Annotated in this window: 19 protein-coding genes; 12 read left to right on the top strand and 7 right to left on the bottom strand. The window is 41.5% G+C overall.

The window, feature by feature from the left end; all coding sequences use genetic code 11:
* Positions 1 to 32: 32 nt before the first annotated feature.
* Positions 33 to 599, bottom strand: coding sequence for a sugar O-acetyltransferase (locus F9856_RS06390; RefSeq protein ID WP_202106097.1), 567 nt, complete (start codon positions 597 to 599; stop codon positions 33 to 35).
* Positions 600 to 616: 17 nt separating this feature from the next.
* Positions 617 to 1,588, bottom strand: coding sequence for an alpha/beta hydrolase (locus F9856_RS06385; RefSeq protein WP_202106096.1), 972 nt, complete (start codon positions 1,586 to 1,588; stop codon positions 617 to 619).
* A 125-nt stretch (positions 1,589 to 1,713) separates the two neighbouring features.
* Here F9856_RS06385 and F9856_RS06380 point away from each other — a divergent pair, with 125 nt between their 5' ends.
* Positions 1,714 to 2,595, top strand: a complete 882-nt coding sequence (locus F9856_RS06380) for a LysR family transcriptional regulator (protein WP_202106095.1) — start codon at positions 1,714 to 1,716, stop codon at positions 2,593 to 2,595.
* Between the two features lie 83 nt (positions 2,596 to 2,678).
* Positions 2,679 to 3,164, top strand: coding sequence for a thiol peroxidase (tpx, locus tag F9856_RS06375; protein WP_044759406.1), 486 nt, complete (start codon positions 2,679 to 2,681; stop codon positions 3,162 to 3,164).
* 69 nt (positions 3,165 to 3,233) lie between these two features.
* Here the strand turns inward: tpx and F9856_RS06370 are convergent, their stop codons facing one another.
* From F9856_RS06370 to F9856_RS06360, 3 genes are read right to left on the bottom strand one after another with little or no spacing between them, the layout of a single operon-like run.
* Positions 3,234 to 4,115, bottom strand: coding sequence for a hypothetical protein (locus F9856_RS06370; RefSeq protein WP_202106094.1), 882 nt, complete (start codon positions 4,113 to 4,115; stop codon positions 3,234 to 3,236).
* Between the two features lie 12 nt (positions 4,116 to 4,127).
* Positions 4,128 to 4,988 carry an ABC transporter ATP-binding protein gene (locus F9856_RS06365; protein WP_202106093.1) on the bottom strand — a complete coding sequence of 287 codons (861 nt, stop codon included), beginning with the start codon at positions 4,986 to 4,988 and terminating at the stop codon, positions 4,128 to 4,130.
* Between the two features lie 2 nt (positions 4,989 to 4,990).
* Positions 4,991 to 6,208, bottom strand: coding sequence for a hypothetical protein (locus F9856_RS06360; protein ID WP_202106092.1), 1,218 nt, complete (start codon positions 6,206 to 6,208; stop codon positions 4,991 to 4,993).
* A gap of 496 nt (positions 6,209 to 6,704) precedes the next feature.
* On the opposite strand from F9856_RS06360, the gene F9856_RS06355 reads away from it, so the two are divergent.
* The 8 genes from F9856_RS06355 (at position 6,705) to F9856_RS06320 (ending at position 18,219) form a co-directional block, all read left to right on the top strand.
* A complete protein-coding gene (locus tag F9856_RS06355; RefSeq protein WP_202106091.1) occupies positions 6,705 to 7,577 on the top strand; it encodes a helix-turn-helix domain-containing protein in 873 nt (290 codons plus the stop codon).
* 225 nt (positions 7,578 to 7,802) lie between these two features.
* Entirely contained in the window at positions 7,803 to 8,138 is a 336-nt protein-coding gene (locus F9856_RS06350; protein ID WP_099872358.1) for a helicase BlpT, read from the top strand.
* 224 nt (positions 8,139 to 8,362) lie between these two features.
* Positions 8,363 to 9,064, top strand: coding sequence for an ABC transporter ATP-binding protein (locus F9856_RS06345; RefSeq protein WP_202106090.1), 702 nt, complete (start codon positions 8,363 to 8,365; stop codon positions 9,062 to 9,064).
* Between the two features lie 11 nt (positions 9,065 to 9,075).
* Entirely contained in the window at positions 9,076 to 12,441 is a 3,366-nt protein-coding gene (locus F9856_RS06340; RefSeq protein WP_236659565.1) for an FtsX-like permease family protein, read from the top strand.
* A 433-nt stretch (positions 12,442 to 12,874) separates the two neighbouring features.
* Positions 12,875 to 14,182 (top strand): hypothetical protein, encoded by a 1,308-nt coding sequence (locus F9856_RS06335; RefSeq protein ID WP_236659564.1) that lies wholly within the window; start codon positions 12,875 to 12,877, stop codon positions 14,180 to 14,182.
* Between the two features lie 75 nt (positions 14,183 to 14,257).
* On the top strand, positions 14,258 to 16,894 hold the full coding sequence (polA, locus tag F9856_RS06330; protein WP_202106088.1) for a DNA polymerase I: 2,637 nt from the start codon (positions 14,258 to 14,260) through the stop codon (positions 16,892 to 16,894).
* A 12-nt stretch (positions 16,895 to 16,906) separates the two neighbouring features.
* On the top strand, positions 16,907 to 17,662 hold the full coding sequence (locus F9856_RS06325; protein WP_202106087.1) for a glucose-6-phosphate isomerase: 756 nt from the start codon (positions 16,907 to 16,909) through the stop codon (positions 17,660 to 17,662).
* 119 nt (positions 17,663 to 17,781) lie between these two features.
* Positions 17,782 to 18,219 carry a CoA-binding protein gene (locus tag F9856_RS06320; protein ID WP_024376621.1) on the top strand — a complete coding sequence of 146 codons (438 nt, stop codon included), beginning with the start codon at positions 17,782 to 17,784 and terminating at the stop codon, positions 18,217 to 18,219.
* A gap of 615 nt (positions 18,220 to 18,834) precedes the next feature.
* Here F9856_RS06320 and F9856_RS06315 read toward each other — a convergent pair.
* Complete coding sequence (locus tag F9856_RS06315; protein WP_099871478.1) at positions 18,835 to 19,677, bottom strand: DUF975 family protein; 843 nt, start codon at positions 19,675 to 19,677, stop codon at positions 18,835 to 18,837.
* Positions 19,678 to 19,845: 168 nt separating this feature from the next.
* On the opposite strand from F9856_RS06315, the gene tgt reads away from it, so the two are divergent.
* Positions 19,846 to 20,988: a tRNA guanosine(34) transglycosylase Tgt gene (gene tgt / locus F9856_RS06310; protein WP_099871480.1), complete on the top strand. Its 1,143-nt coding sequence runs from the start codon at positions 19,846 to 19,848 to the stop codon at positions 20,986 to 20,988.
* Positions 20,989 to 21,027: 39 nt separating this feature from the next.
* Here the strand turns inward: tgt and F9856_RS06305 are convergent, their stop codons facing one another.
* A complete protein-coding gene (locus F9856_RS06305) occupies positions 21,028 to 22,113 on the bottom strand; it encodes a M24 family metallopeptidase (protein WP_202106086.1) in 1,086 nt (361 codons plus the stop codon).
* Positions 22,114 to 22,321: 208 nt separating this feature from the next.
* Between F9856_RS06305 and ccpA the strand changes: the two genes are divergently transcribed.
* Entirely contained in the window at positions 22,322 to 23,326 is a 1,005-nt protein-coding gene (ccpA, locus tag F9856_RS06300; RefSeq protein WP_004298830.1) for a catabolite control protein A, read from the top strand.
* The last annotated feature ends 572 nt before the right edge of the window (positions 23,327 to 23,898 follow it).

Below are 23,898 nucleotides of genomic sequence, written 5' to 3'. Positions count from 1 at the left end.
CCTATCTTCTATCAGTCTACAGGGATTTTTTCTTAGATTAGTGTTTTTATTATCTTTGCAGGAACGCCTGCAACGAGCGTATTGTCAGGTACATCTTTTGTGACAATTGCACCAGCAGCCACCACCGCATTCTTTCCAATTGTCACTCCAGGTAAAATCGTCGCATCTGCGCCTATCCAGGCATTTTCTTGGATGCGGACAGACTTGAGTTCAAGCTTGTGACGATCCTCCGCTTTCAAGGGATGGTTGACGGAAATCAGTTTAGCACGGGGACCAATCAAAACCTGATCTTCAATAAAAATACCTCCCAAGTCTACCATAAAGACATCTTTGTTGATGTAGATATCCTTTCCGAAATGAATATGACGGCCAAAATCTGTTTGGAAAGGGGGATTGATGATAACGGATTCGTCAATCTTTTCCAATGTGAGCTTTTCAACGAGTTTTCGTGTGCTGTCAACGGTTTGAATGGAAGTATTTAATTCTTGAACAAGGGGCTGATTCTCTCTTTGAATATCGGATATGAGCTGGCGTAGGCCAGCTTTTTCTGGCACCAAGCGATCTCTATCAATAAACTCCTTAAAAACTGCTTCAATCATAGCAACTTTTCCTTTTCTTATGCAAAGTGTTGGCGGATAAATGCCTCGATTTCCTCGAATGGAATAATTTCCATTTGATCATAGAGGTCTGTATGGCTTGCACCTTCGACTGTTATCATCTGCTTGTTGCCACCTGTCAATTGTTCAAAAGCATCTTTGCCCATATAGTAGGAATGCGCCTTGTCACCATGAACAACAAGGACTGCATTTCTAGTTTCTCCAATGCTATCTAGTAGATGAGTGTTTAAGAGGCTTGTACCTGCTTGGATGGCCCATCCTTGATTTGAATTGAGGCTACGTTCATGGTAGCCTCGTGGTTCTTTATAGTAGGCATAATAATCTTTGACAAATTGTGGCGCATCATCTGGTAGCGGGTCAATCACGCCCCCTGCAAGTTGATAGTTGTGATTTTTGAAATCCTCAGTCCGTTGTTTGGCAAGTGCTAAACGCATCTGATAGCGAGACTCCTCTGTATCGGATTCATCAAAATAACCCTTTCTAGTAACGCGAGACAAATCATAGAGAGTGGATGCTACGGTCACCTTGACACGAGGGTCAAGGACTGCGACATTTAGGGCAATTCCTCCCCAACCACAGATTCCGATAATAGCAATGTTTTCCGTATCAACCTCATCTAAGGTAGATAGATAGTCGATCGCTGCTTGAAAATCTTCTGTATTGATGTCAGGTGAGTTCATGTAGCGTGGGTTACCACCGGACTCTCCTGTATAAGATGGGTCGAAAGCAATGGTTAAAAAGCCGCGTTCCGCCATTTCTTGAGCATAGAGACCGGAAGACTGTTCTTTAACTGCTCCAAATGGACCTGCAACAGCAATGGCGGGTAATTTCTCTTGAATCTGTTTTGGTTTGTACTGATCTGCCACTAAGGTGATACCAAAATGATTTTGAAAGGTCACTTTTTGGTGTTCAACCTTGTCACTCTTTGGAAATGTTTTATCCCATTCTTCTGTCATTTTTATTGATTTCATGTTTCTTCCTCCATTTCTTGACTCTTATCATATCAGGGAAACAAAGATATTACAAATACCTATTTTATATGTTTTATATGCCTTATGAGCATGGTATAATAAAGTAAAAAAGTTGGAGGTAGATGATGGATATTCGTGTATTGACCTATTTTATTGCCATTGTACAAACAGGCTCCATATCAAATGCGGCTCAGAGCTTACACATTACTCAGCCCACCTTATCACGGCAAATAAAAGAATTGGAGCAAGAGTTAGACACCATTTTGTTTTATCGTGGGAGTAGAGAAATTCAGCTGACAGAAGCAGGGCAATATCTCTATAATCGCGCATTGGAAATTACCAGTTTGGTTAAAAAAACAGAAGATGCTCTTCGCCCAACGGAGATGATTTCTGGTGACCTTTACATTGGTGCAGCAGAAAGTCAGTCTTTGGAGCCTATTGCAAGAGCAATCGAAAGCTTAACCAGTCGGTATCCCAATACGAGAGTGCACATCCAAAGTGGAAATGCAGATTACATTTTAGAGCAACTACAGGATGGAATCCATGATCTTGGAATCACCTTTGGCCGTTTTTCAACGAAAAAATTTGACAGTCTGCCTTTAGTAAACCGAGATAGTTGGGGGATTCTAGTCCCACGTTTTCATCCTTTAGCTTCTAAAGAAGAGCTAGTGCTGAGCGATGTTCTAGCCTATCCCTTGATTGTTTCCTCCCAAAGCAATGTTGATAAGTCTATCTTTGCTGGATTAGGCGATTATCGAATAGTAGCGACTTATAATCTCCTCTATAATGCCTCTTTATTGGTGAAAGCAGGGGTTGGGATTGCTCTTTGTTTGGACGGAATTGTTGAAACAAGCTATGATGGAAGTGGACTGGTCTTTCGTCCTCTAGATTTGTCAACGGATAGCTTGCAGCTTCTTTGGAAAAAAGGAGTGGTGTTGAGCCCAATAGCCAAGCGTTTTATTGAAATTCTTGAGGAAGACCTAGAGAATGCAAATTTTGATAGATAACTTACTAAAATTACCAGTCAAAAAACTGGTATTTTTTTACAGAAACGCTTACAATAGTTTTATTAAGTGCAAGGGAGATAGATATGACAACCTTTATTGGAAAACCAGTGACCTTGGTAGGTCCGCAGTTACGAGTGGGAGATACGGCTCCTGACTTTGTCCTCATGGCAAATGACTTGAGCCTGAAAAGTCTGAAAGACTTTGGCAAGCAGACCAAGGTGATCAGTGTGGTGCCTTCTATTGATACAGGGATTTGCGATACCCAGACCCGTCGCTTTAATCAGGAACTGGCTGATCGTGACAATACGGTTGTCATCACTATTTCAGCTGACCTCCCCTTTGCTCAAAAACGCTGGTGTGGCGCCGCAGGTTTGGAAGATGCCATCACCTTGTCTGATTACTATGACCATGCCTTTGGTAAATCCTATGGTGTGCTCATGCGAGAGTGGAATTTGCTGGCGCGTGCGGTCTTTGTCCTTAATGCCGACAATGAAATCACCTATGTAGAATACCTGGACAATGTCAACGAACATCCAGATTATGATGCGGCTTTGCAGGCTGTTAAATAAAAGAATATATAACGGTGTCTGAATGGGCATCGTTTTTTGCATTCAAAAAGCCACCATTTTCGAGGTGGCCTATTTTCGCTTGTATGTTTGTAGGACTTTAGCAGTTGCTAATCGGATAAAGGTCAGATAGAAACCTGTCACACCAGCCATTACCAGCAGGAGTTTCTGTAATTGTTCCCTGACAGATATGGTAGATAGAGTATTTGTGCCGACTAGTAGAGGATAGTTTTCTTGGAAGGTAAATTGGAACTGATGTGCCAATAGAAGTAGCATGAACAGGATGAGAGCATAGATAGCAACTTGGAGGAGAAGAGCAAGTAAGGTCAGGCTAGTGGCATATTGGCTAGGAGTTAGTCCATTGATAAAGAGGAGGCCACGATGTTTAGAAAGGTCAGTCATGAGGAGCCAAGCTAAGAGACAGCAGATGACGAGAGGAATCATGTAGTTACTAGCTGGAAGAAATTGTAACAAGGTCAGATAAAAATCCTTGGGAGCAGTAGGGTAGTGAAAGGTAAGAGTTTGCTCTAGAACTTTTTTATGGACTGTGATACGTTCTGCCAGTTCGCTGTTCGTAAAATGGTTGATATTGTGCCCGTTTGCCTCCCAGTTTTGCATGGTCTGGTAGAGTTCTAACTCCGTTTCCAAGACCTCCTGACTTTTTCCTTGGATATGTTCCTTTTCTAAGTAGGTGGTCGTCAGTTCCAAGAGTTTTTTATAATAATCCATGCTTTCCTGGTCTAAGGCTTGAGCTTCCTTATCGTCAGCATACAAGACAATTTCAGCTTCTTTTTTGACTTGTATGATACGGGATCGATCCTCAAATCGTAGGTTTTCGGCCTCTAGAACATTCCGATAGGACATGGCAAATGGGATAAGGGCGATAGCGGTTATCAGGGATAGAAAAATAGCATTGCGTTTCAGTCGTAGAATGAAAAGGAGCAGTAGATTCATAGTCAGACCTCCCTATTCAAATAGTTCTTTATAGATTTCTTCGGACTGGTGCTCCTGAACGCTAATATCCAAAATTTCTACCTGACACGTCATAACTTGGTCTAGGTAGAAATGCAGACTATGAACACTGGTGTCTACCTGAATGCTATCATTGACCAAAGTCAATCCATTTACTTGTCTAAGTTTCTGATAAACTGTCTGATTGTCACTAGTCTGAATGGCATATTGTCGCCCAACCTGTTCCAGTTTCCACTCAATGATTTTTCCCTGTTTAAGAAAGAGCAGTTGGTCGGTTAGTTGGTCTACTTCGTTTAATTGGTGGGAAGACACGATAATGGTTGAACCATTTTTGGCTAGTTTCTGGAGCAATTTTCGGGTTTGAATGTAGCTGGTCGGGTCCAAGCCGTTCAAGGGTTCATCCAAGAGCATGACCTGGGGCTTGTTCATTATACCGATAGCCAGCAGGAGATGTTGCTTCATTCCCAGGAAATAATTTTTGACAGGGATATTCACATAATCACGGATACCGATTTCTTGGATGACTTCCTCAATCCGCTCTTTGGGTAAATCTTGGATAGTCTGGACCAACCGCAAGTGTTCCAGCCCCGTCAATTCAGGGTAGAGGACACGGTTGTCCTGCAGGTAGGCAAAGGTTTGGTAGACATTTGTATTATCGTGCTTTTTGCCATTTATTGAAATCTCTCCCGAATCAAAGGATTGCAGGTTGGCAATGCAGTCTAGGAGGGTTGTCTTTCCAGCTCCATTTGGTCCAATCAAGGCCCAGATTCCAGGCTCCATCAGTTCTAGGTTTAGCTGGTCTAGTATTTTCTTTTTCCCGTAGGATTTGCACAAATTGTGTATGGATAATCGCATGGTTAGACCTCACTTTTTCTTGTCAGGAGATAGAATTGCAGGCAATAGATGAGTAGGTTACTGATGAGCAGGACTGTGAAGACTTTTGGAATGCTGTATCCTGTCAATTGATGGTAGATGATAGCACTTCCGTCTGCCAGATTGCCTGCATTCCAAAGGCTGAATGGATTTAAGATATGGGGATAGAAGTTGGCACTGATAGCTATGCCTAGTGTGACAACCAGTCCAGCCAGTCCATTTTTTAAGACTCTAGCCAAGGTCTGTGCCACTCCCAGCAAAAATAGAAGGTAGAGATAGTGCATGCCACAGGCTAGCAAGATGACCTGGTAAATAGGTTTGATAGCTGTTTGGATCAGGCTGGAATCAATTCTCTTACTAATATAGGTGGTGACGGGATAAATCCAGCTACTATTGCCATTTAGTAAAAAAGCGATGAGCAAATGGCTCAGATAGAGGGTTAGAAAGAGGGCAGTATATAGTGTTAGGAAGGCTAGGTATTTATTGGTTGTAATTCGAATCCTAGTTAGCCCTAGGGTCTGTAAAAGGTGAATCTGTCGGCTAGTTCCCTGCTGGTCCTTGATGAAAAAATTGGTGAAAGCCAGGAGAAAGAGGGGAAGGGAGATGATTAGTCCCAGTTGTTTTTGCCCCTGCCAGATTTCATGACTGGTACCTTTTAAGGCCTGCTGGCCCAGGCTCTTGACGGTTTCTCTGTCTGTTGGTGTTTTGGGATGTTCAAAGGCTGTTAGGTAAAGCTCAGTTGGAAAGGCAGAGGGTATCTCCTTTTCTAACAGATACTTGGACATCAAGAAGGTATTTTCGATGGTTTGTGGGGTAAAATCATAGCTTTGGTAGGAAAGGCTGATGTATTGACCATCCTGCTGATAGTGCTGGATATTTTTCTCATAAAAATAGGTCCAGTCCTCCTTCTTGACCGCCTCAATCTCCTTTTGGAAGTTGGCGATATAGTCTGTAAAGAATGTTTTTTCAGCCTGATAATCTTCTTCGCTGAGGGCTTGATTCTGATATTGTGTTTCTAAATCTTGAATGATGTTTTCAAAATTTTGGATAGACTGTTCATAGTGTTGGTTGACCTTTAATTTAGCTTGCCGATTGTGGTAGCCTGCTAGAAAGGAACTAGCTAGGATTGCAATCAGCATGATCAAGATAGCGACTAAGTTTTTTTTGCTACGGAAAAATAGCTTTCCTTCAATTTGAAACATAGATACCTCCAAAAGAGAAGAGATTGTAGGGGAAGATTTTAATTTTTATCTAGAGATAGTACCTGAATAGTAGGCTAAGTAACTACCGTCACTGTTTTTTTTGATAATCGGTTAAGCGTAAAGAGCCATCGTACTTTACACCGTGTGGATATTCAGCGTAGTATCTAGTTTGAGTTAGATTACGAACTACAAAAAATTTTCTGTTAATGTAATAGGAACGAGGGATTGCTGCAACTCTTAGCGAGGTTTCAGCATTTACAGATAGAGTTGTAGTTGTTACTAGCATAGGGCTAATGATAGATAGTAGCAAGGCTGAACACAAAACAATCTTTTTTATGTTATATTCTCCATTCTTTTGTAGAAAACCTCTTTTCTGTATACTATTATATTAATCTTTTTAAATATAGTCAATATAAAAATGAAAATTTTAATATAAAAATGAATAAATTCATTTCGAAATAGTGTATAATATTCTTAAATAAATTTGGAGTATGTTATGAATAGTATAAGTGGTAGTCGTTTTAAGCAACGAAGAAAAGAACTTGGACTGACTCAGAGTGCCTTAGCTAAGGATATTTGTGAACAGAGTTTGATTAGTAGAATCGAAAATACCAACCTTTCTCCCTCATCGGAAATCCTTTTCCTATTGTCTAATAGGCTGGGTGTGACCATGAATTATTTTTTTGAGGAATTTGTTCAAGAAAGTAGACATAGTATAGGAAAAATACGAACTATTTTATCCCAACAATTGCTTCTCAGAAATTATGAAATTGTAGAACAATTGTATGTGAAAGAGGTGGAAAGCAGGCACTTATTGAATGAGGAAGATAAGGCTTATTTAGATTATATTTTTATCTTGGTTCAATTTTACTTATACAATGAAAGGGATTTTGCGACAAAAGAGTTTGATAGACTAAGTGCCATTATCGCTCCTCATTACTATTTTTATTTAGATTTTTTGAACAGTTACACTATTTTTCTAGGTGAAGTTGGTGAAGATGACAAATATATGGAGTTAATCAGCAATGTAAAATCAGAGGTGAATAAGCTTGATTTATCAATCAATGCCGACTTTCAAGCCTATATAAAGATTGGTTACAATTATGCTAGATTTCTTCTAAAACGAAAACAGACGAACTTAGCTTTAGATGAAGTGACAGAGCTGATCAACCAATTGAATGCTTATAATAGTAGTTTTTTATTGCCAGATTTACTATGTTTGTTGGGGAATATCAGCAAAGGCTTATTGAGAGAAGATGAAGTTTTAGATCTGTATGAGCAGGCACTAGTTTTATACAAGTTACAAGGAAATACAAAGTTATATTTGTCATTGAAGAATTTTTTAGTAACAATGGGTAAGGAAATATAGTGAAAAATTAGTTATATTAAAAAGGAGGTATGTATGAAACGGATAATTAAATTCGTGTGTCTGTTTCTCGCAATTGCAATAGTAATCATTCCCCTTAAACGAACCGTTACGAGAACTTCTGATGGATTTGATCCTGGGGTCATCAATATTATGAAAAAGTAAGGGACTTGAATATTTTTGTCTAATTTGATATACTAAATTTATTAAAAACAAGGAGGGTCTTTTATGGAAAAGACACAGATTATTCAAGACGTTTTGGCCCTCATTCAAGACTTGAATCAGGCCTTTCAAGCAGATAAGCGGGGGACAGCTGATGAGCAGCGATTGCAACATAATCTGACAGAGACGACACGCATATTGTCGGAGGCTAAAATGGTCACCAATACAGAACTGATTGCGATTGAGAAATTTTATCGTTCGACCAGTTTTCTAGTTGGACTGGGCGACCTGCGGTTGAGTGAGACTAGCAGGCAGGCTTGGCAGGCCTTCGATCGCTATTACTACCAAACGATCAGAGAAGAACTCAAACTCTATGGTGGCTCTGCCATTGCCCAAGTATAATAGATGTTAAGGGAGTGGGACAAAAATCGGTAACCCGCAGGGTTCGATGAGTCGTTAGCCCACCCCCGCACAGTTGAGTAGGGCTGTAAAAGCTGATAAAATCAGCTAATTAGAGCCCACTCAACCACTGCGTCAAGTTTAACTATTGAAAAAAACTAAGGAGGCCAGGACTTTTGTCCCAGCCTCTTTATGTTATAATATTACTAAGAAAAGCGAGGTGTACCATGTCCTATATCCAAGTAAAGAATTCTTCGAAATATTATCAGATGGGGGATGCGACCATTGTGGCCAATGACAGCGTGTCCTTTGAGATTGAACAGGGTGAGCTGGTCATCATTCTTGGCTCATCTGGTGCGGGTAAATCCACTCTGCTCAATATCTTGGGAGGCATGGACAGCAACGATGAGGGGGAGGTCTGGGTGGACGGTGTGGACATTGCCAAGCTGTCTAGTCATGAACTGACCAATTATCGTAGAGATGATGTAGGTTTTGTCTTTCAATTTTATAACTTGGTTGCCAATCTGACCGCCAAGGAAAATGTGGAACTGGCAGCCGAGATTGTCAAGGATGCCTTGGATGCTGAGGAAGTCTTGGAACAAGTTGGACTCGGTCACCGAATCAATAATTTCCCTGCTCAGCTTTCAGGTGGTGAGCAGCAACGTGTGGCCATTGCCCGTGCCGTTGCCAAAAAGCCTAAAATTTTACTTTGCGATGAACCAACTGGCGCTCTGGATTACCAAACAGGTAAGCAGGTCTTGCAAATCCTGCAAAATATGTCCCGCAAGCGAGGAGCTACGGTGATTATCGTGACCCACAATAGCTCACTGGCCCCTATTGCAGACAGGGTCATTCGGATGCGGGATGCCCGAGTGCATTCGGTAGAGATGAATGCAGATCCGCAGGACATTGCTAGTCTAGAATATTAGTGGGTGAAACTATGAAAAAGAAAATCTACTGGAAGGATATGAGACAATCTCTGCTTTCTTCCAAGGGACGTTTTTTATCCATTTTTAGCCTGATGATGCTAGGAGCTCTAGCTTTGACAGGTCTGAAAGTAACAGCTCCCAATATGGAAAAGACGGCCCAAGCCTATATAGCCAGTCATCGAACGATGGATTTGGCGGTAATTTCAGGTCTGGGACTTAGTCAAGCTGACCTTGACGAATTAGAAACGATAGAAGGTGCTACTCTTGAAGCGGGCTACTTTAAAGATGTGGTTACTAATGAAGGCCAGACTGCAATTCGGCTGTTTTCAGCTCCCAAGACCCTATCGACCTATAAGCTAGTAGAAGGGGAAATGCCCAGTCAAAAGGGGCAAATAGCCCTATCAGCTTCTTTCAAAAATCGGTACAAATTGGACGATACTGTTCAAGTGATGGAGTCTGATAAGGATGGAAAAATCTTGACACAGACGAGTTTTACTCTTGTGGGCTTTGTCGCATCAGCAGAAATTTGGGACAATGAAACCATGGGCATGGCTGCAAGTGGTGATGGGCAGTTAGGTGGCTATGGCCTTGTTAGTCAGGATACCTTCAAATCAGAAGTTTACACTATTGCCCGTATTCGCTATGATGATTTGGTTGATTTACCATATTACAGTCAGGCCTATCAAGAGAAACTGGACCAACACCAAGAAGACCTCGAAAAGTTATTAGCAGATAATGATGAACAGCGGTTGGAAACCATTCAAGCAGAAGGGCAAACGGAAATTGATAAGGGAGAAGCAGAGATAGGCCAAGCTCAATCTCAGCTGGATCAAGCAGCAGGAGAATTGGCATCTGGGAAAGACCAGCTCGCAAGTGGTCGCAGTGAATTTGCGCGTGGTAGGGCCAAACTAGTTCAGTCGGAAATGGAATTGCGGACCGTCCTTGCTCAATTGTTGCAAACCAAGTTTCAATTGGATGAAAGTAAAAAAGAGTTGGACAGCCAGAAGGATAAACTAGACCAAAGCAAATCTTTTTTGGATGTAAGTCACGAGGGACTACTTGAAACTGCTCAACGCTTGGAAAGTGCCAAACAGCAACTGGATTCCCAAAATGCCCAACTGAGTCAGACCGCATCTCAGATTTCCACAGGGCGAGCTAGTTGGTTTCAAGCTCAGAAAGAGTTAGACCTTGAAATTGCCAATCACTTGCAAGAAGGCCAAACCCTCTCAGACTATCCTGACTTATTGGCTAGACAGGAAGGTTTGGATGTTGAGAAAAGCCGATTAGACCAAATGGAATCTGCACATGAGCAGGCCAACCAAGCCTATTTACAAGGTTATGATTACTATCAAACCAAACAAAATGAATACAATAGCAATCTAGCCCAGTACCAAACTTGGAATCAAGACTATCAGGCAGGTTTGGCCCGTTATCAAGCAGGTTTGAGTCAGTATGAACAAGGCATTGTAGCCTACAATAAAGGAGTAGAAGACTATGAATGGGGACTGAGTCAGTTAGAGTCTTCAAATCAACTGCTCCGTCAGGAAGAACTCCGTTTGGAGGAGGCTGATAAAGAGTTAAGTCAAGCTCAATCCCAATTTTCTGATAAGAAAGCCACGGCCGATCAAGAAATTAGCCAAGCTCAAACTGAGATTGCTCAGGCTAAATCCGACTTAAGTAAGCTGGAAAAAGCGCCCTATCAGGTCTATACTCGATCAAGCCTACCAGGTGGGGATGGCTATACTACCTATAGCAATGCGACTAGGTCTATTGCTGCAGTGGGCAATGTCTTCCCAGTTGTTCTCTACCTTGTCGCAGCTCTAGTGACTTTTACCACCATGGCCCGTTTTGTCGATGAAGAGCGAACACAGTCAGGTATCCTCAAGGCCGTTGGTTATACGAATAGACAGATTATGGCTAAGTTCATTCTCTATGGTTTAGCGGCAGGTCTGGTAGGAACAATAGTCGGTATAATAGCAGGTAATCTCCTCTTGTCTCCACTTATTTCCGACATTATTACGCAGACAACCGTGATTGGACCAGCTAAACTTCATTTTTATCCCCTTTGGACAGGTTTAGCCTTGCTTCTGTCTTTGGCTTCCTCGGTCCTGCCAGCTTACTTGGTGGCTCGTCGGGAGCTGACAGAAAAACCTGCTCAGCTACTTTTACCTAAGCCACCGGTTACAGGCTCCAGCATTTGGCTAGAAAAATGGCCAGCTATCTGGTCCCGCCTGAGCTTCACCCACAAGGTGACAGCCCGCAATATCTTCCGCTACAAGCTTCGTATGCTTATGACCATCTTTGGAGTAGCAGGGACCGTCGCCCTTCTTTTTGGAGGACTGGGTATCCGTTCCTCTATTTCAGGAGTTGTCCAACGACAGTTTGGGAAGCTGATCCATTATGATATGTTGGTGGTGGAAAATAGCAGAGCTACTGAGGAAGAGTTGGATAAGTTAACACATTTTCTTCAGTCAGATCAGGTTCGGCAATCCTTGCCAGTGGCTTTTGAACAGCTCCATCAAACGGTGGAAGAAAACGGTCAGAGAAAGAATTTATCGATTAGTCTCTACATTTCAGACCGTCGGGATTTTGGAAATCTAGTCAGTCTTGAAAATTCTTCTGGTAAAGCTATCCAGCTGAGTGACAGGGGGATTGTTCTCACAGAAAAATTGGCGCAAATCTACGGGGTCTCTGTTGGTGATAAGTTATCACTGACCTTGGAAGATAAGGAAGTTTCAGTCAGGGTAGAGGCTGTGGCTGATATGTACGCAGGGCATTTTATCTATATGACAGATAGCTACTACGAACAAGTGACCGGCAAGCAGAAGACTGCCAATGCCTATCTGGTTCAGTTGAAAGACAGTCAGTTGGGGCATATTCAGACTCTTGCAAGTCAACTCCTAGCGATGCCAGCAGTCAGAAGTTTGGTTCAAAATACTTCTCTTATAGACATGCTTACCACGATTGCGGGCTCGCTTCAGACCATCATGACCATTCTAGTCATTCTATCCATCTTGCTTGGCTTGGTTATTCTTTACAACCTTACAATTATCAATATGTCCGAACGGATTCGTGAATTATCCACTATCAAGGTACTGGGCTTCCACAATAAAGAGGTGACCATGTACATCTATCGTGAAACCATTGCCCTTTCGCTGATTGGTATGTTGGTTGGACTGGTTGGCGGTATTTATCTCCACAAGCTCCTTCTTGCCATGATTGGCTCGGACAGTATCCGCTTCAATCCATCTGTCGGACTAGAAGTCTATCTCATTCCTATCTTAGCCATTAGTGGAATTTTGGCTGCTCTTGGTTGGTATGTCAATCACCATCTGAGAAAGGTGGATATGCTGGAGGCCTTGAAGTCAGTTGATTAGGGAGCGGGAAAGAACTCGACTGGTCTAAAAAGAGTTCGTCAACAAGTCCATATTTCTAGTTGTTGAGCTGAAACAGTCTATTCCCAGACTGTTTCACTCCCACCCCCGCATAGCTCCAACAGTCAGAGTAGTGACTGTTGGAGGTTGGAAATGAAGCGAACTCTGTTCGCATCAGTCGTAATGGTCAGATTTGGAGTGTAAAACACGAACAAATCCGCCAATCAACCACTGCGCTGAGATGTTGACACGAACTCTAAGAAGTGGTGCTGGGCTTTTTGCCCAGCCTCTAACCCGAGCCATAAAACACGGAAGCGGATAGTTTGTATTGTGAACTAATTTGAAATATGAGAAACACAGCTATAAAGCAAAAAAATCCTAGTGCATCTAGGATTTTTTTGCAAACATAAGTCTAGAAATATGCTATAATCATCTCATGAAAAAAATAAGTGATTTAGGATTAACAGGTCGAAAATTAGTTGGAGAAGGTCTAATCTTAGTCTTCATTGGTATTGGATTTTTAATTGCTGGCTGGCAATTTCCGGGTTTGATTCTTCGGTTCATTCATGCAGGTCTATTCTTTTTAGCTTTATATGAATTGAGCATGATATTTTTCAGAAAGAAGAATTCGAGTGAAAGTGTCATTGCGCTAGTTGGGAAGGCTGTTCTTTTCGGGATCCTAGCCAGTCTCGACTTAGCTGTTCAAATTCCCCTCTATTTCGCGGCTATTTTTGTTGGGATTTATCAGCTTTTTGCGGCAGTCATTAATTTTATTACTTTTTACCTATATCGAAAAGATGGGGTACAGCCACGGATTCGCTATTTAATAGATGGAATTTGGTTATCCTTACTAGGTTCAGCTTCCCTATTTGTGTCAGGCACACAGCTGGTTGTTCAAACCATTGTCATCGGAGGTTATCTGGTCTTGTACGGACTAACTAATCTGCGTGATGGTTTCTTGTTTGAGGAGGCTATTGAGCAACAAAATCTTAAGCGCCATGTCCGTTTGCCCCTACCTTTATTTTTAGCAGCTTTGATTCCTCGTATGACCCTGCAAAAAGTCAATGATTATTTGGCGGATAATAAGGGACAAACGGCTCAATCTATCTATAACCGCCACAAAGAAATTGCGGAGCTTCCAGCATTAGAAGTCTTTGTACACGTTGGAGAAGAAGGGTTCGGAGCTGTTGGCCATGTTGATTTGAGTTACAAAGGGCAGGTCTACGGTTTTGGTTCATACGATGTCCTGTCAGAGCGTTTGGGTGGTGCGATTGGTGATGGAGTCTTGTTCAAAGCAGAGCGCCAAGCCTATATTGACTTCTGTAATCAAGAAGGAATGACTATGTTGGGTTATCAGCTAAGCCTGACACCTGAACAGGAAGAAGCAGTTGAGGCTCGATTGGCTGAAATTGATAATCTGCTCCTACCTTGGAATCCAAGTCCTGAAAAAGTATCGAAAACGGCAGACGGCCAGCCGATTGAAATGTATGCCTATCGAATGAAAGAGGCAATACATGCGGAATTATTCAAATTTAGAAAGTCTAAATTTAAAACCTATTTCGTCCTATCTACTAATTGCGTTCTTCTGGCTGATTCAGTAATCGGTCAAGCAGGAACAGATGTCCTAGGCTTGCGCGGTTTCATTGCTCCAGGAACCTACCAATCTTACCTAGATCAAGAATACGAAAAACCTCATAGTTTAATAGTCGCAAAGAACATTTATTATCGCAAAGAAAAATCCTAGTCGCTGACTGGGATTTTCTGTTATTCCAGCCCTCTAAGTCCCACAAAACTCCCCCATCCATGCTATAATAGAGACATGAAAAAAAATAAATTATTATTAATCGATGGCTCTTCGGTAGCCTTCCGTGCCTTTTTTGCACTTTATAACCAAATCGACCGCTTCAAGAATGCCAATGGTCTGCATACCAATGCCATATACGGCTTCAATCTCATGTTGGACCACATGATGAAGCGGATTGAGCCGACCCACATTCTTGTGGCTTTTGATGCTGGAAAGACCACTTTCCGTACGGAGATGTATGCAGACTATAAGGCAGGTCGTGCCAAGACTCCAGACGAATTCCGTGAGCAGTTTCCTTTTATCCGTCAGATGTTGGATGCCATGGGAGTCAAGCATTACGAACTGGATCAGTATGAGGCAGATGATATTATCGGTACCTTGGACAAAATGGCAGAGCGGACAGAGATTCCTTTCGATGTGACCATTGTCAGCGGAGATAAGGACTTGATCCAGCTGACTGATGAGAACACCGTAGTCGAAATTTCCAAGAAAGGCGTAGCCGAATTCGAAGAATTTACCCCAGCCTACCTCATGGAAAAAATGGGGATTACCCCTACTCAGTTTATTGACCTCAAGGCTCTAATGGGAGATAAGTCCGATAACATCCCTGGGGTGACCAAAATCGGTGAAAAAACAGGTCTAAAACTCCTGACAGAATTTGGTTCTTTGGATGGTATCTACGAAAACATTGACAACATGAAGGCTTCTAAGATGAAAGAAAACCTGATTGGTGATAAGGAGAAGGCCTTCCTATCTCGTACACTTGCTACCATTGACACCAATGCTCCAATCGAAATTGGTCTGGATGACATTGTTTATCAAGGCCCTAAGGTGGATGAACTGGGACAATTTTATGATGACATGGGCTTCAAGCAATTAAGGGCTCAGTTAGGTACGACCAGCTCGCAAGAGGAAGCGGTACTCGATTTCCAAATCGTAACGGAAATCAGCCCCGCTATGCTCAAACAAGACCAGTTTTTCTATTTTGAAATCTTGGGTGAAAATTATCACCGAGAGGATTTGGTTGGTTTAGCTTGGGGAGATAAGGAGAAAATCTATGTCGGAGGGCCTGAGCTACTTGATAGTCCAGTCTTGCGTGACTTTTTAGAAAACCAAACCATAAAAACCTATGATTTTAAGCGTGGAAAAGTTCTTCTCGACCGAAAAGAGATTACGCTACCTCCAGCTACTTTCGATAGCCGTCTAGCCAAATACTTGCTTTCCACCGTTGAGGACAATTCCCTAACAACCATTGCAAACCTCTATGGTCAGACCAGTCTTGTTCCAGATGAGGCAGTTTATGGTAAGGGTGCTAAGTTAGACTTGCCAGAACGCGAGATCTTTTTCCCACACTTGGCACGTAAGGTTCAGGTTTTGATTGAGACAGAAGAGCCGATGTTGACCAAATTAGAAGAAAATCAGCAATTAGATCTTTTGTTTGACATGGAGTTGCCACTGGCAAATGTTTTAGCTAAGATGGAAATTGCGGGTATTAAAGTGGAAGCTGAGACTCTCAAAGCTATGCAATCTGAAAACGAAGTTTTGATTGACCAGTTGACCAAGGAAATCTATGAACTAGCTGGTCAGGAATTTAATATCAATTCGCCTAAGCAGCTTGGGACCATTCTCTTTGAAGAGATGGGACTACCATTGGAATATACCAAGAAAACCAAGACAGGCTATTCAACAGCAGTAGATGTCTTAGAACGATTAGCGCCAATTGCACCAGTTGTTTCAAAAATCTTGGAATACCGTCAGATTACCAAGCTTCAATCAACCTATGTAGTCGGCTTGCAGGATGCCATTTTAGAAGATGGTAAGATCCATACCCGCTATGTACAGGATTTGACACAAACAGGTCGTCTATCTTCGACGGACCCTAACTTGCAAAATATCCCTGTTCGTCTGGAACAAGGTCGCTTGATTCGCAAGGCCTTTATCCCATCGCTTGAGGATAGTGTCCTCTTGGCATCGGATTATTCCCAGATTGAATTGCGGGTCTTGGCCCACATTTCCCAGGACCAGCACTTAATCGAGGCCTTCCAGCAAGGTGCAGATATTCACACTTCGACAGCTATGCGGGTCTTCGGTATCGAAAAAGCTGAGGATGTGACACCAAATGACCGTCGGAATGCCAAGGCTGTAAACTTCGGTGTCGTCTATGGCATTTCAGATTTTGGTCTATCCAATAACTTGGGGATTACACGTAAGGAAGCTAAAGCCTATATCGATACCTATTTTGAACGCTTCCCAGGAATTAAGAATTACATGGAAACCATTGTTCGTGAGGCACGTGATAAGGGTTATGTAGAGACTATTTACAAACGCCGTCGTGAATTACCAGATATAAACTCTCGCAATTTCAATGTCCGTAATTTTGCGGAACGAACAGCCATCAATTCACCAATTCAAGGTTCGGCTGCAGATATTCTCAAAGTAGCCATGATTAATCTTGACAAGGCTTTGACTGAAGCAGGTCTTGCGACACGTATGTTATTGCAAGTACACGATGAGATTGTTTTGGAAGCCCCAGTGGCAGAGCTAGAAACGGTAAAAGCCATGGTAAAAGAGACCATGGAATCGGCGATTAGCCTGTCTGTACCATTGATTGCGGATGAAAATGAGGGACCGACATGGTATGAAGCTAAGTAAGAAAGGAAGAGTATGAAAAAGATAGTTCTTTGTATTGGTCTATGTAGTCTTCTGCTCGCAGGTTGTGGAAAAACAGCGCAGAAGGCAGAGAAAACACCAGCTTCCTCAGGGGAAGAGTTTTCAACCACTTTACCGATTTTGCAAGAAAAGCAGGATACTACGAACGAACAGTTCAATGTTCTAGCAAATGCAGGGCTTATAGCTGTTAATAGTACACCACCTGCTGACGAAACACAAAAAGGCCACAAGATTTATGCGGCCAATAATGGTGTTGCTGAAAAAGATGAAAATGGGAATATCAAGGAATATTTCCGTTATTATGATGTGCCATCTACTTGGACAATTAATGCAGAAAATACTAAGGATGAGACGGTCGCTGCAGTCTATGATGTTAAAGAAGGTTCCAGCAATTACATGGTTCAACTCTATAATATCAATGCTTTTAATCAGTCTCCATTGGAAGACGGTCGCAATATGACGCCGGAGGAATTAGAAGCACGGATGCTTGAAACAAATCATTCTTTCAGTGAAAAGACGGTTGTCACAATCAATGGTCAGGAATGGCAGGTTGGGCGACAGTTATTAACAGATCAAAAATTAGCTCGTCTGACTTTTTATCGGATGGAATCAACAGCTGCTTATGATGACTCCGTGGTTGTGGGTTCAATCTATTATTCCTTAGATCCAGGAACCGATAAAGATCGGACCAACCTTAAAAAGGTTATCGGCCAAGTTAAGGATGTCGTGTACCAAATTGCTAAAAAATAATCAAAGTAGACAAGCTATAATCAGTAACGAGTTAAAACTGACAAGATTGTGTTATAGCACACCTTATTCATTAAGCTTTTATTGATTCTAACATTTAATATACATTAAAGGAGGTCTCTATGTCTTATTCCTTCCAAAATCCTAGTCAGGACATTATCTTTGACTATCTGAAAAATGCTAAGACCATTGCAGTGGTCGGTTTGTCTAGTCGAGAAGAGACAGCAGCCTACCGCGTTTCCAAGCTCATGCAGGAAGCGGGCTATAAAATTATTCCAGTTAATCCCAAGGCTGCTGGTGGGACTATTTTAGGCGAGTTGGTCTATAGTAGTCTAGCAGAGATTGACCAATCTATTGATATTGTAGATGTTTTCCGCAGAAGTGAATTTTTACCAGAGGTAGCACAGGAATTTATCCAGTCGAACGCCAAAGTTTTCTGGGCTCAACTTGGTTTAGAAAGTCAAGAAGCAGAAAAACTATTGCGTCAGGCAGGTCGTAACGATATTGTCATGAATAAATGTATCAAGATTGAATATCTTGAAATGAAAGAACAATACTAATAGAGGCTGGGCAGAAAGTCCATCCTTGCTTCTCAGAGTTCGTGTCAACATCTCAGCGCAGTGGTTGATTGGGTTTAACAGTCCAGTGGACTGTTAAAGGTAGGAGATAAGATTTGCAAAGCAAATCTCAGCAGTTCGTGTTTCACACTCCAAATCTGACCTATATGACTGATGCGAACAGAGTTCGCTTCATTTCCAACCTCCAACAGTCACTACTCTGACTGTTGGAGCTATGCGGGGGTGGGAGTGAAACAGTCTGGGAATAGACTGTTTCAGCTCAACAACTAGAAATATGGACTTGTTGACGAACTCTTTTTAGACTGGTCGAGTTCTTTCCCACTCCCTTTTTCATCGAAAAAGCAGTTCAATGAACCATTGAACTGCCGGATGACTCTAAGGAGGAGCGCTTAGAATTGGAACAAATTACTACACATGGCGTAAAAAATAGAAAGGAAGAAATCTGCTCCAATACCAAGCAGGCTAAAATAGTCCTTTGTTGCTCCTCAGTCATAGTATAACACAATCCAAATGTTTTTACCAATTATTACTATATTTTTTTCTTAAATATAGACATAAAAGTGTATATAAAAATAAGAGCATATATCGCTCTTATTTTTATACGTAACTCATTTTCTTAGCCTGCTCATCTAAAATTTCTTCATGGAAGTGTATTTGTGCAGCATAGTGATACGGCCATACATATAAACCAGCCAGGCCAAATGTAATAATGACAAGAAGGAACCAGCCAATGAAGGATAAATCAAGTGTAAAGCGTTTAAACTTGTAGCCTTTCATCAACTTTCGACTAGACCGAATGATTGAAAAAGCGCCTGTATATTCTTCGCGTTCTAATTGATCAAACAAGATATATTCTACCTGTGAATAAGCATAGAATTGTGGAATATAAAGAGCAATTCCTAAAACCATAAGTAGGATACCTCCCATGGCCATTAGCCCTAGTATGGCAAGGATTTCCATAGGAAGTGCATCAGGGTCTAAGGATTGACTGGATGCAGCTATGATTGTAATCATCGTTCCAGCACCGATAAGTAGACCGATGCCAAGGTAAAACAGTAGTCCCCAAAGGAAGAGCAAGAAACTTTTTAAAATGTAGGTTCGAAAGATTTTCCAGAAATCTTTATGATTGAAAATCATCAGCACATCTTTAAATGATGTGGAAGTTTTTACCCCTTTGATAAGATGAAATATAGTGCATATAATGGATAAGTGCAGTAGTCCTAATAGCAATCCGTAAAATATTGGAAACAAGGAGGTAGAAATAAAGTAGCTAGGACTAGCAAGTTCCTCAGCTGTTACTCCAGCAAGGCTATTGCGAGAGAAAGAAATTAACTGAACGATAACAGAAATAGTGACGGGGATGACGGCCACTTGATAGATACCAGGTGTCTCGTTTAGTGTTTGGCGAGCCCGCTCACGTATATTATAAATTGTAAACATCTACATAATCTCCTTACCAAAACATTGTAACATAATTCTAAGTGACAAGAAAGTTTTTTTTTGATAGACTGGAAGATGCTGTGGAGATTGGTAATTATTTTGTAAAATGAACTGATTGACCATACAAGACTAAATTCCTAGGACTGTTTTTCCTAGTTGGAGGTAACTATGACAGATGTACCAATCAAGTACCGCTTGATTAAGAAAGAAAAGCACACAGGTGCTCGTTTAGGGGAGATTATCACACCCCACGGGACCTTCCCAACCCCCATGTTTATGCCCGTAGGGACTCAGGCAACGGTAAAGACCATGTCGCCTGAAGAATTGAAAGAGATGGGATCAGGGATTATCCTATCCAATACCTATCATCTGTGGCTTCGTCCAGGTGACGACTTAGTGGCGCGTGCAGGTGGTTTGCACAAGTTTATGAATTGGGATCAACCAATTCTGACTGACTCAGGCGGTTTCCAAGTATACTCTCTAGCAGATAGCCGAAATATTACTGAAGAAGGTGTTACATTTAAAAATCATCTCAATGGTAGTAAAATGTTCTTGTCACCTGAAAAAGCAATTTCCATTCAGAACAATCTTGGCTCTGACATTATGATGAGCTTTGATGAGTGTCCGCAGTTCTATCAACCTTATGACTATGTAAAAAAATCGATTGAAAGAACCAGTCGTTGGGCAGAACGTGGTCTCAAGGCTCACCGCCGTCCGCATGACCAAGGTTTATTTGGTATTGTCCAAGGTGCTGGTTTTGAAGATCTTCGTCGCCAATCAGCCCATGATTTGGTTAGCATGGATTTTCCTGGATACTCCATTGGAGGATTGGCTGTTGGAGAAACACACGATGAAATGAATGCTGTACTGGACTTCACGACCCCTCTTTTACCGGAGAATAAACCACGCTATCTCATGGGCGTTGGAGCACCAGATAGCTTGATTGATGGCGTGATTCGTGGGGTTGATATGTTTGACTGTGTATTACCAACACGTATTGCGCGTAATGGAACCTGTATGACCAGTCGTGGACGTCTTGTAGTGAAAAATGCTCAGTTCGCTGAGGACTTTACACCGTTAGATCCAGAGTGCGATTGCTACACATGTAAAAACTATACACGTGCATATCTCCGCCATTTACTTAAGGCCGACGAGACATTTGGTATTCGTTTGACAAGTTATCACAACCTCTACTTCTTGATTAATTTGATGAAAAATGTCCGTCAAGCAATCATGGATGACAACCTTTTGGAATTCCGTCAAGACTTTATGGAAAAATATGGTTACGGTAAAAACGGTAGAAATTTCTAAACAAAATGACCTCCTACAAAATCGTAGGAGGCTTGTTTTTTACCCTTCAAAATACAGTAATTCTTTTGGTGTTTTTGTAAAGACTTCAAAGCCATTTTTGGTAACGTAACCACAATCCTCGATACGAACACCAACTTTTCCAGGGATGTAAATACCTGGCTCGACAGAGAAACACATACCTTCTTCGATGACTAAATCATTGCCTTCCATAATAGATGGGAACTCGTGGACACTCATTCCCAAACCGTGACCGAGTCGGTGGTTGAAGTACTCGCCATAACCTGCTTTTTCAATCACAGAGCGAGCGGCATAGTCAATCTCACCAGCAGTCACACCAGGCTTGATCATATTGACCGCGGCCATGTGAGCCTCCAGAGTCAAGTTGTAAATATCTTTTTTAAACTGATCAGGTTTACCGACAGCGACAGTCCGTGTCATATCAGACGTATAGCCCAAAGTTTCCACGCCTAGGTCGAACAATAGCAGAGCGTTATTCTCGATTTTGTTTGTTGAGGGAATACCGTGTGGATTTGCGGCATTGTCACCTGTTAAGACCATGGTCTCAAAGCTCATTTTTGAGATGCCTTGCTTTTTCATTTCAAATTCAATCTGAGCAATAATATCAGTTTCGGTTACATCGAGTGAGATGTTATTGAAACCAACCTGCATAGCCTTATCTGCAAACTCTCCAGCAACCAGCATTTTTTCAATTTCATCACGAGACTTGATCAATTTCATAGTATTAATCAGAGGCGTAATGTCTGAAAATGGTTGGCTAAAGATAGACTGAAGACCATGGTAGCGGGTTAAATTCAAATTATCAAATTCTGCACCGATAGCAGAGAATGTTTTTTGTGGTAATTTGCTCTTGATAATCTGCCATGGATTTTCTGAGTCCATATAGCCGGCTACAGGAAAATCAACAGTCGCAACCGCACGCTCTACATCCAAGGCAGGGAGAAAGAGTAGTGAGTCGTGGTCAGGCATAACAAAGAGCATCATGTGGCGCTCATGAGGATCACTATGATAGCCAGTCAGATAATAGATGCTAACTGGATCAGAGAAGATGGCCAAGTCCATTTTGTTGGCTTCTAAGTAGGATTTAACATGATGTAATTTTGACATAGTGGAGCCCTTTCTAGCATGTAGTGGTAAAAAAAGTGAAAATTTCGTTTATTATATAGACTATTGTTCCAAAAAATGAAAAAAATTGCAAGTATTATCAAAAAAATAGGTTTTTTCTCTTGAAAGTGGTTTCAAAAAGTGATACACTATAATCGAGTGAAAGCGTAATTTTCATAGAAATAGAATATTGAAAGGGAGTACAAAAGTTATGTTAAACACTGATGATACGGTTACGATTTACGATGTCGCCCGTGAAGCAGGTGTATCCATGGCGACAGTATCGCGCGTGGTAAATGGGAATAAAAACGTAAAGGAAAATACTCGTAAAAAAGTATTAGAAGTCATCGATCGTTTGGATTATCGTCCAAATGCTGTTGCACGTGGATTGGCCAGCAAGAAGACTACCACTGTAGGGGTTGTGATTCCAAATATTGCTAACGCCTATTTTGCAACCTTGGCCAAAGGTATCGATGATATTGCCGATATGTACAAATACAATATCGTCCTAGCAAACAGTGATGAAAATGATGAGAAAGAAATCAATGTGGTAAATACCCTATTCTCAAAACAGGTGGACGGAATCATTTTCATGGGCTATCATTTGACAGACAAGATTCGTGCGGAGTTTTCACGCTCACGTACACCGATTGTTTTAGCTGGTACCGTGGACTTGGAGCACCAATTACCTAGCGTCAATATTGATTATGCTGCCGCTAGTGTTGATGCAGTCAATCTATTAGCTAAGAACAACAAGAAAATTGCCTTTGTATCAGGGCCGCTTGTAGATGACATCAATGGTAAAGTTCGTTTTGCAGGCTACAAACAAGGCTTGAAGGACAACGGAATCGAGTTTAACGAAGGATTGGTTTTTGAATCCAAGTATAAATACGAGGAAGGCTACGCTCTAGCAGAACGTATTTTGAATGCCGGAGCAACTGCAGCTTATGTTGCAGAAGATGAGATTGCTGCAGGTCTATTGAACGGTGTCAGTGATATGGGCATCAAGGTTCCGGAAGATTTTGAAATCATCACAAGTGATGATTCCCTAGTGACTAAGTTTACCCGTCCAAACCTGACCTCTATCAATCAGCCACTATATGATATTGGTGCAATTGCTATGCGCATGCTTACCAAAATCATGCACAAGGAAGAGTTGGAAAACCGTGAGGTAGTTCTTAACCACGGAATCAAAGTACGGAAATCAACTAAGTGATAAATATGGGAGTAGTCGGATAAGATATCTTATTACTCCGCCCCCTCACTCTATCAAACATTATAATCATTTAGTTTATCTTTTATTACTTCGACGAGCGAGGAAATATTTCCAACCTAGAACAACCTTTAGGCTGTTCTAGCAACCTGTAGCTATTGAGGTAAACTTGCTTCGACTATCTCCAGCCTTCAAAGGTTACCTGAACCTTTGAAGCGAGTACTAAAAGCAAACGAAATGGCTATACTAACCGAAAACTAAAAGATTATAAAAAATAAATATAAAGCCCTCGCTAGATGTATAAGCTTAGCGAGGGCTTTGTGGTTGATTTTAAGTCTGTCACACTCTGGAAGTTGTGGAGATGTTGATGCGAATCTAGAGAAGCAGTACAGGGCTTGTTCTCATCCTTTAGAATTGTATCAGTTAGGTGATTATTATAATTTACGTTTACGTGTAAATAACGCAATTGCAAGCCCGATAATACCACTTGTCAATAACCATAAACTTGGGATTATATTCTTCTTTAGTATTGGTTTTAATTGATACAAAATTCGTGTAGAATACAGTTTAAAATC

The sequence above is a fragment of the Streptococcus suis genome (assembly GCF_016743335.1).
GTDB classification, from domain to species: domain Bacteria; phylum Bacillota; class Bacilli; order Lactobacillales; family Streptococcaceae; genus Streptococcus; species Streptococcus suis_Y.
Note: the sequence above shows the minus strand (reverse complement) of the source record. Positions and strands in the feature narration are given on the sequence as shown.

Excerpts from the sequence above, each read along its gene's own strand:
- F9856_RS06390 (WP_202106097.1), bottom strand. The coding sequence starts at position 599 with ATGATTGAAGCAGTTTTTAAGGAGTTTATTGATAGAGATCGCTTGGTG.
- F9856_RS06385 (WP_202106096.1), bottom strand. The coding sequence starts at position 1,588 with ATGAAATCAATAAAAATGACAGAAGAATGGGATAAAACATTTCCAAAG.
- F9856_RS06380 (WP_202106095.1), top strand. The coding sequence starts at position 1,714 with ATGGATATTCGTGTATTGACCTATTTTATTGCCATTGTACAAACAGGC.
- tpx (WP_044759406.1), top strand. The coding sequence starts at position 2,679 with ATGACAACCTTTATTGGAAAACCAGTGACCTTGGTAGGTCCGCAGTTA.
- F9856_RS06370 (WP_202106094.1), bottom strand. The coding sequence starts at position 4,115 with ATGAATCTACTGCTCCTTTTCATTCTACGACTGAAACGCAATGCTATT.
- F9856_RS06365 (WP_202106093.1), bottom strand. The coding sequence starts at position 4,988 with ATGCGATTATCCATACACAATTTGTGCAAATCCTACGGGAAAAAGAAA.
- F9856_RS06360 (WP_202106092.1), bottom strand. The coding sequence starts at position 6,208 with ATGTTTCAAATTGAAGGAAAGCTATTTTTCCGTAGCAAAAAAAACTTA.
- F9856_RS06355 (WP_202106091.1), top strand. The coding sequence starts at position 6,705 with ATGAATAGTATAAGTGGTAGTCGTTTTAAGCAACGAAGAAAAGAACTT.
- F9856_RS06350 (WP_099872358.1), top strand. The coding sequence starts at position 7,803 with ATGGAAAAGACACAGATTATTCAAGACGTTTTGGCCCTCATTCAAGAC.
- F9856_RS06345 (WP_202106090.1), top strand. The coding sequence starts at position 8,363 with ATGTCCTATATCCAAGTAAAGAATTCTTCGAAATATTATCAGATGGGG.
- F9856_RS06340 (WP_236659565.1), top strand. The coding sequence starts at position 9,076 with ATGAAAAAGAAAATCTACTGGAAGGATATGAGACAATCTCTGCTTTCT.
- F9856_RS06335 (WP_236659564.1), top strand. The coding sequence starts at position 12,875 with ATGAAAAAAATAAGTGATTTAGGATTAACAGGTCGAAAATTAGTTGGA.
- polA (WP_202106088.1), top strand. The coding sequence starts at position 14,258 with ATGAAAAAAAATAAATTATTATTAATCGATGGCTCTTCGGTAGCCTTC.
- F9856_RS06325 (WP_202106087.1), top strand. The coding sequence starts at position 16,907 with ATGAAAAAGATAGTTCTTTGTATTGGTCTATGTAGTCTTCTGCTCGCA.
- F9856_RS06320 (WP_024376621.1), top strand. The coding sequence starts at position 17,782 with ATGTCTTATTCCTTCCAAAATCCTAGTCAGGACATTATCTTTGACTAT.
- F9856_RS06315 (WP_099871478.1), bottom strand. The coding sequence starts at position 19,677 with ATGTTTACAATTTATAATATACGTGAGCGGGCTCGCCAAACACTAAAC.
- tgt (WP_099871480.1), top strand. The coding sequence starts at position 19,846 with ATGACAGATGTACCAATCAAGTACCGCTTGATTAAGAAAGAAAAGCAC.
- F9856_RS06305 (WP_202106086.1), bottom strand. The coding sequence starts at position 22,113 with ATGTCAAAATTACATCATGTTAAATCCTACTTAGAAGCCAACAAAATG.
- ccpA (WP_004298830.1), top strand. The coding sequence starts at position 22,322 with ATGTTAAACACTGATGATACGGTTACGATTTACGATGTCGCCCGTGAA.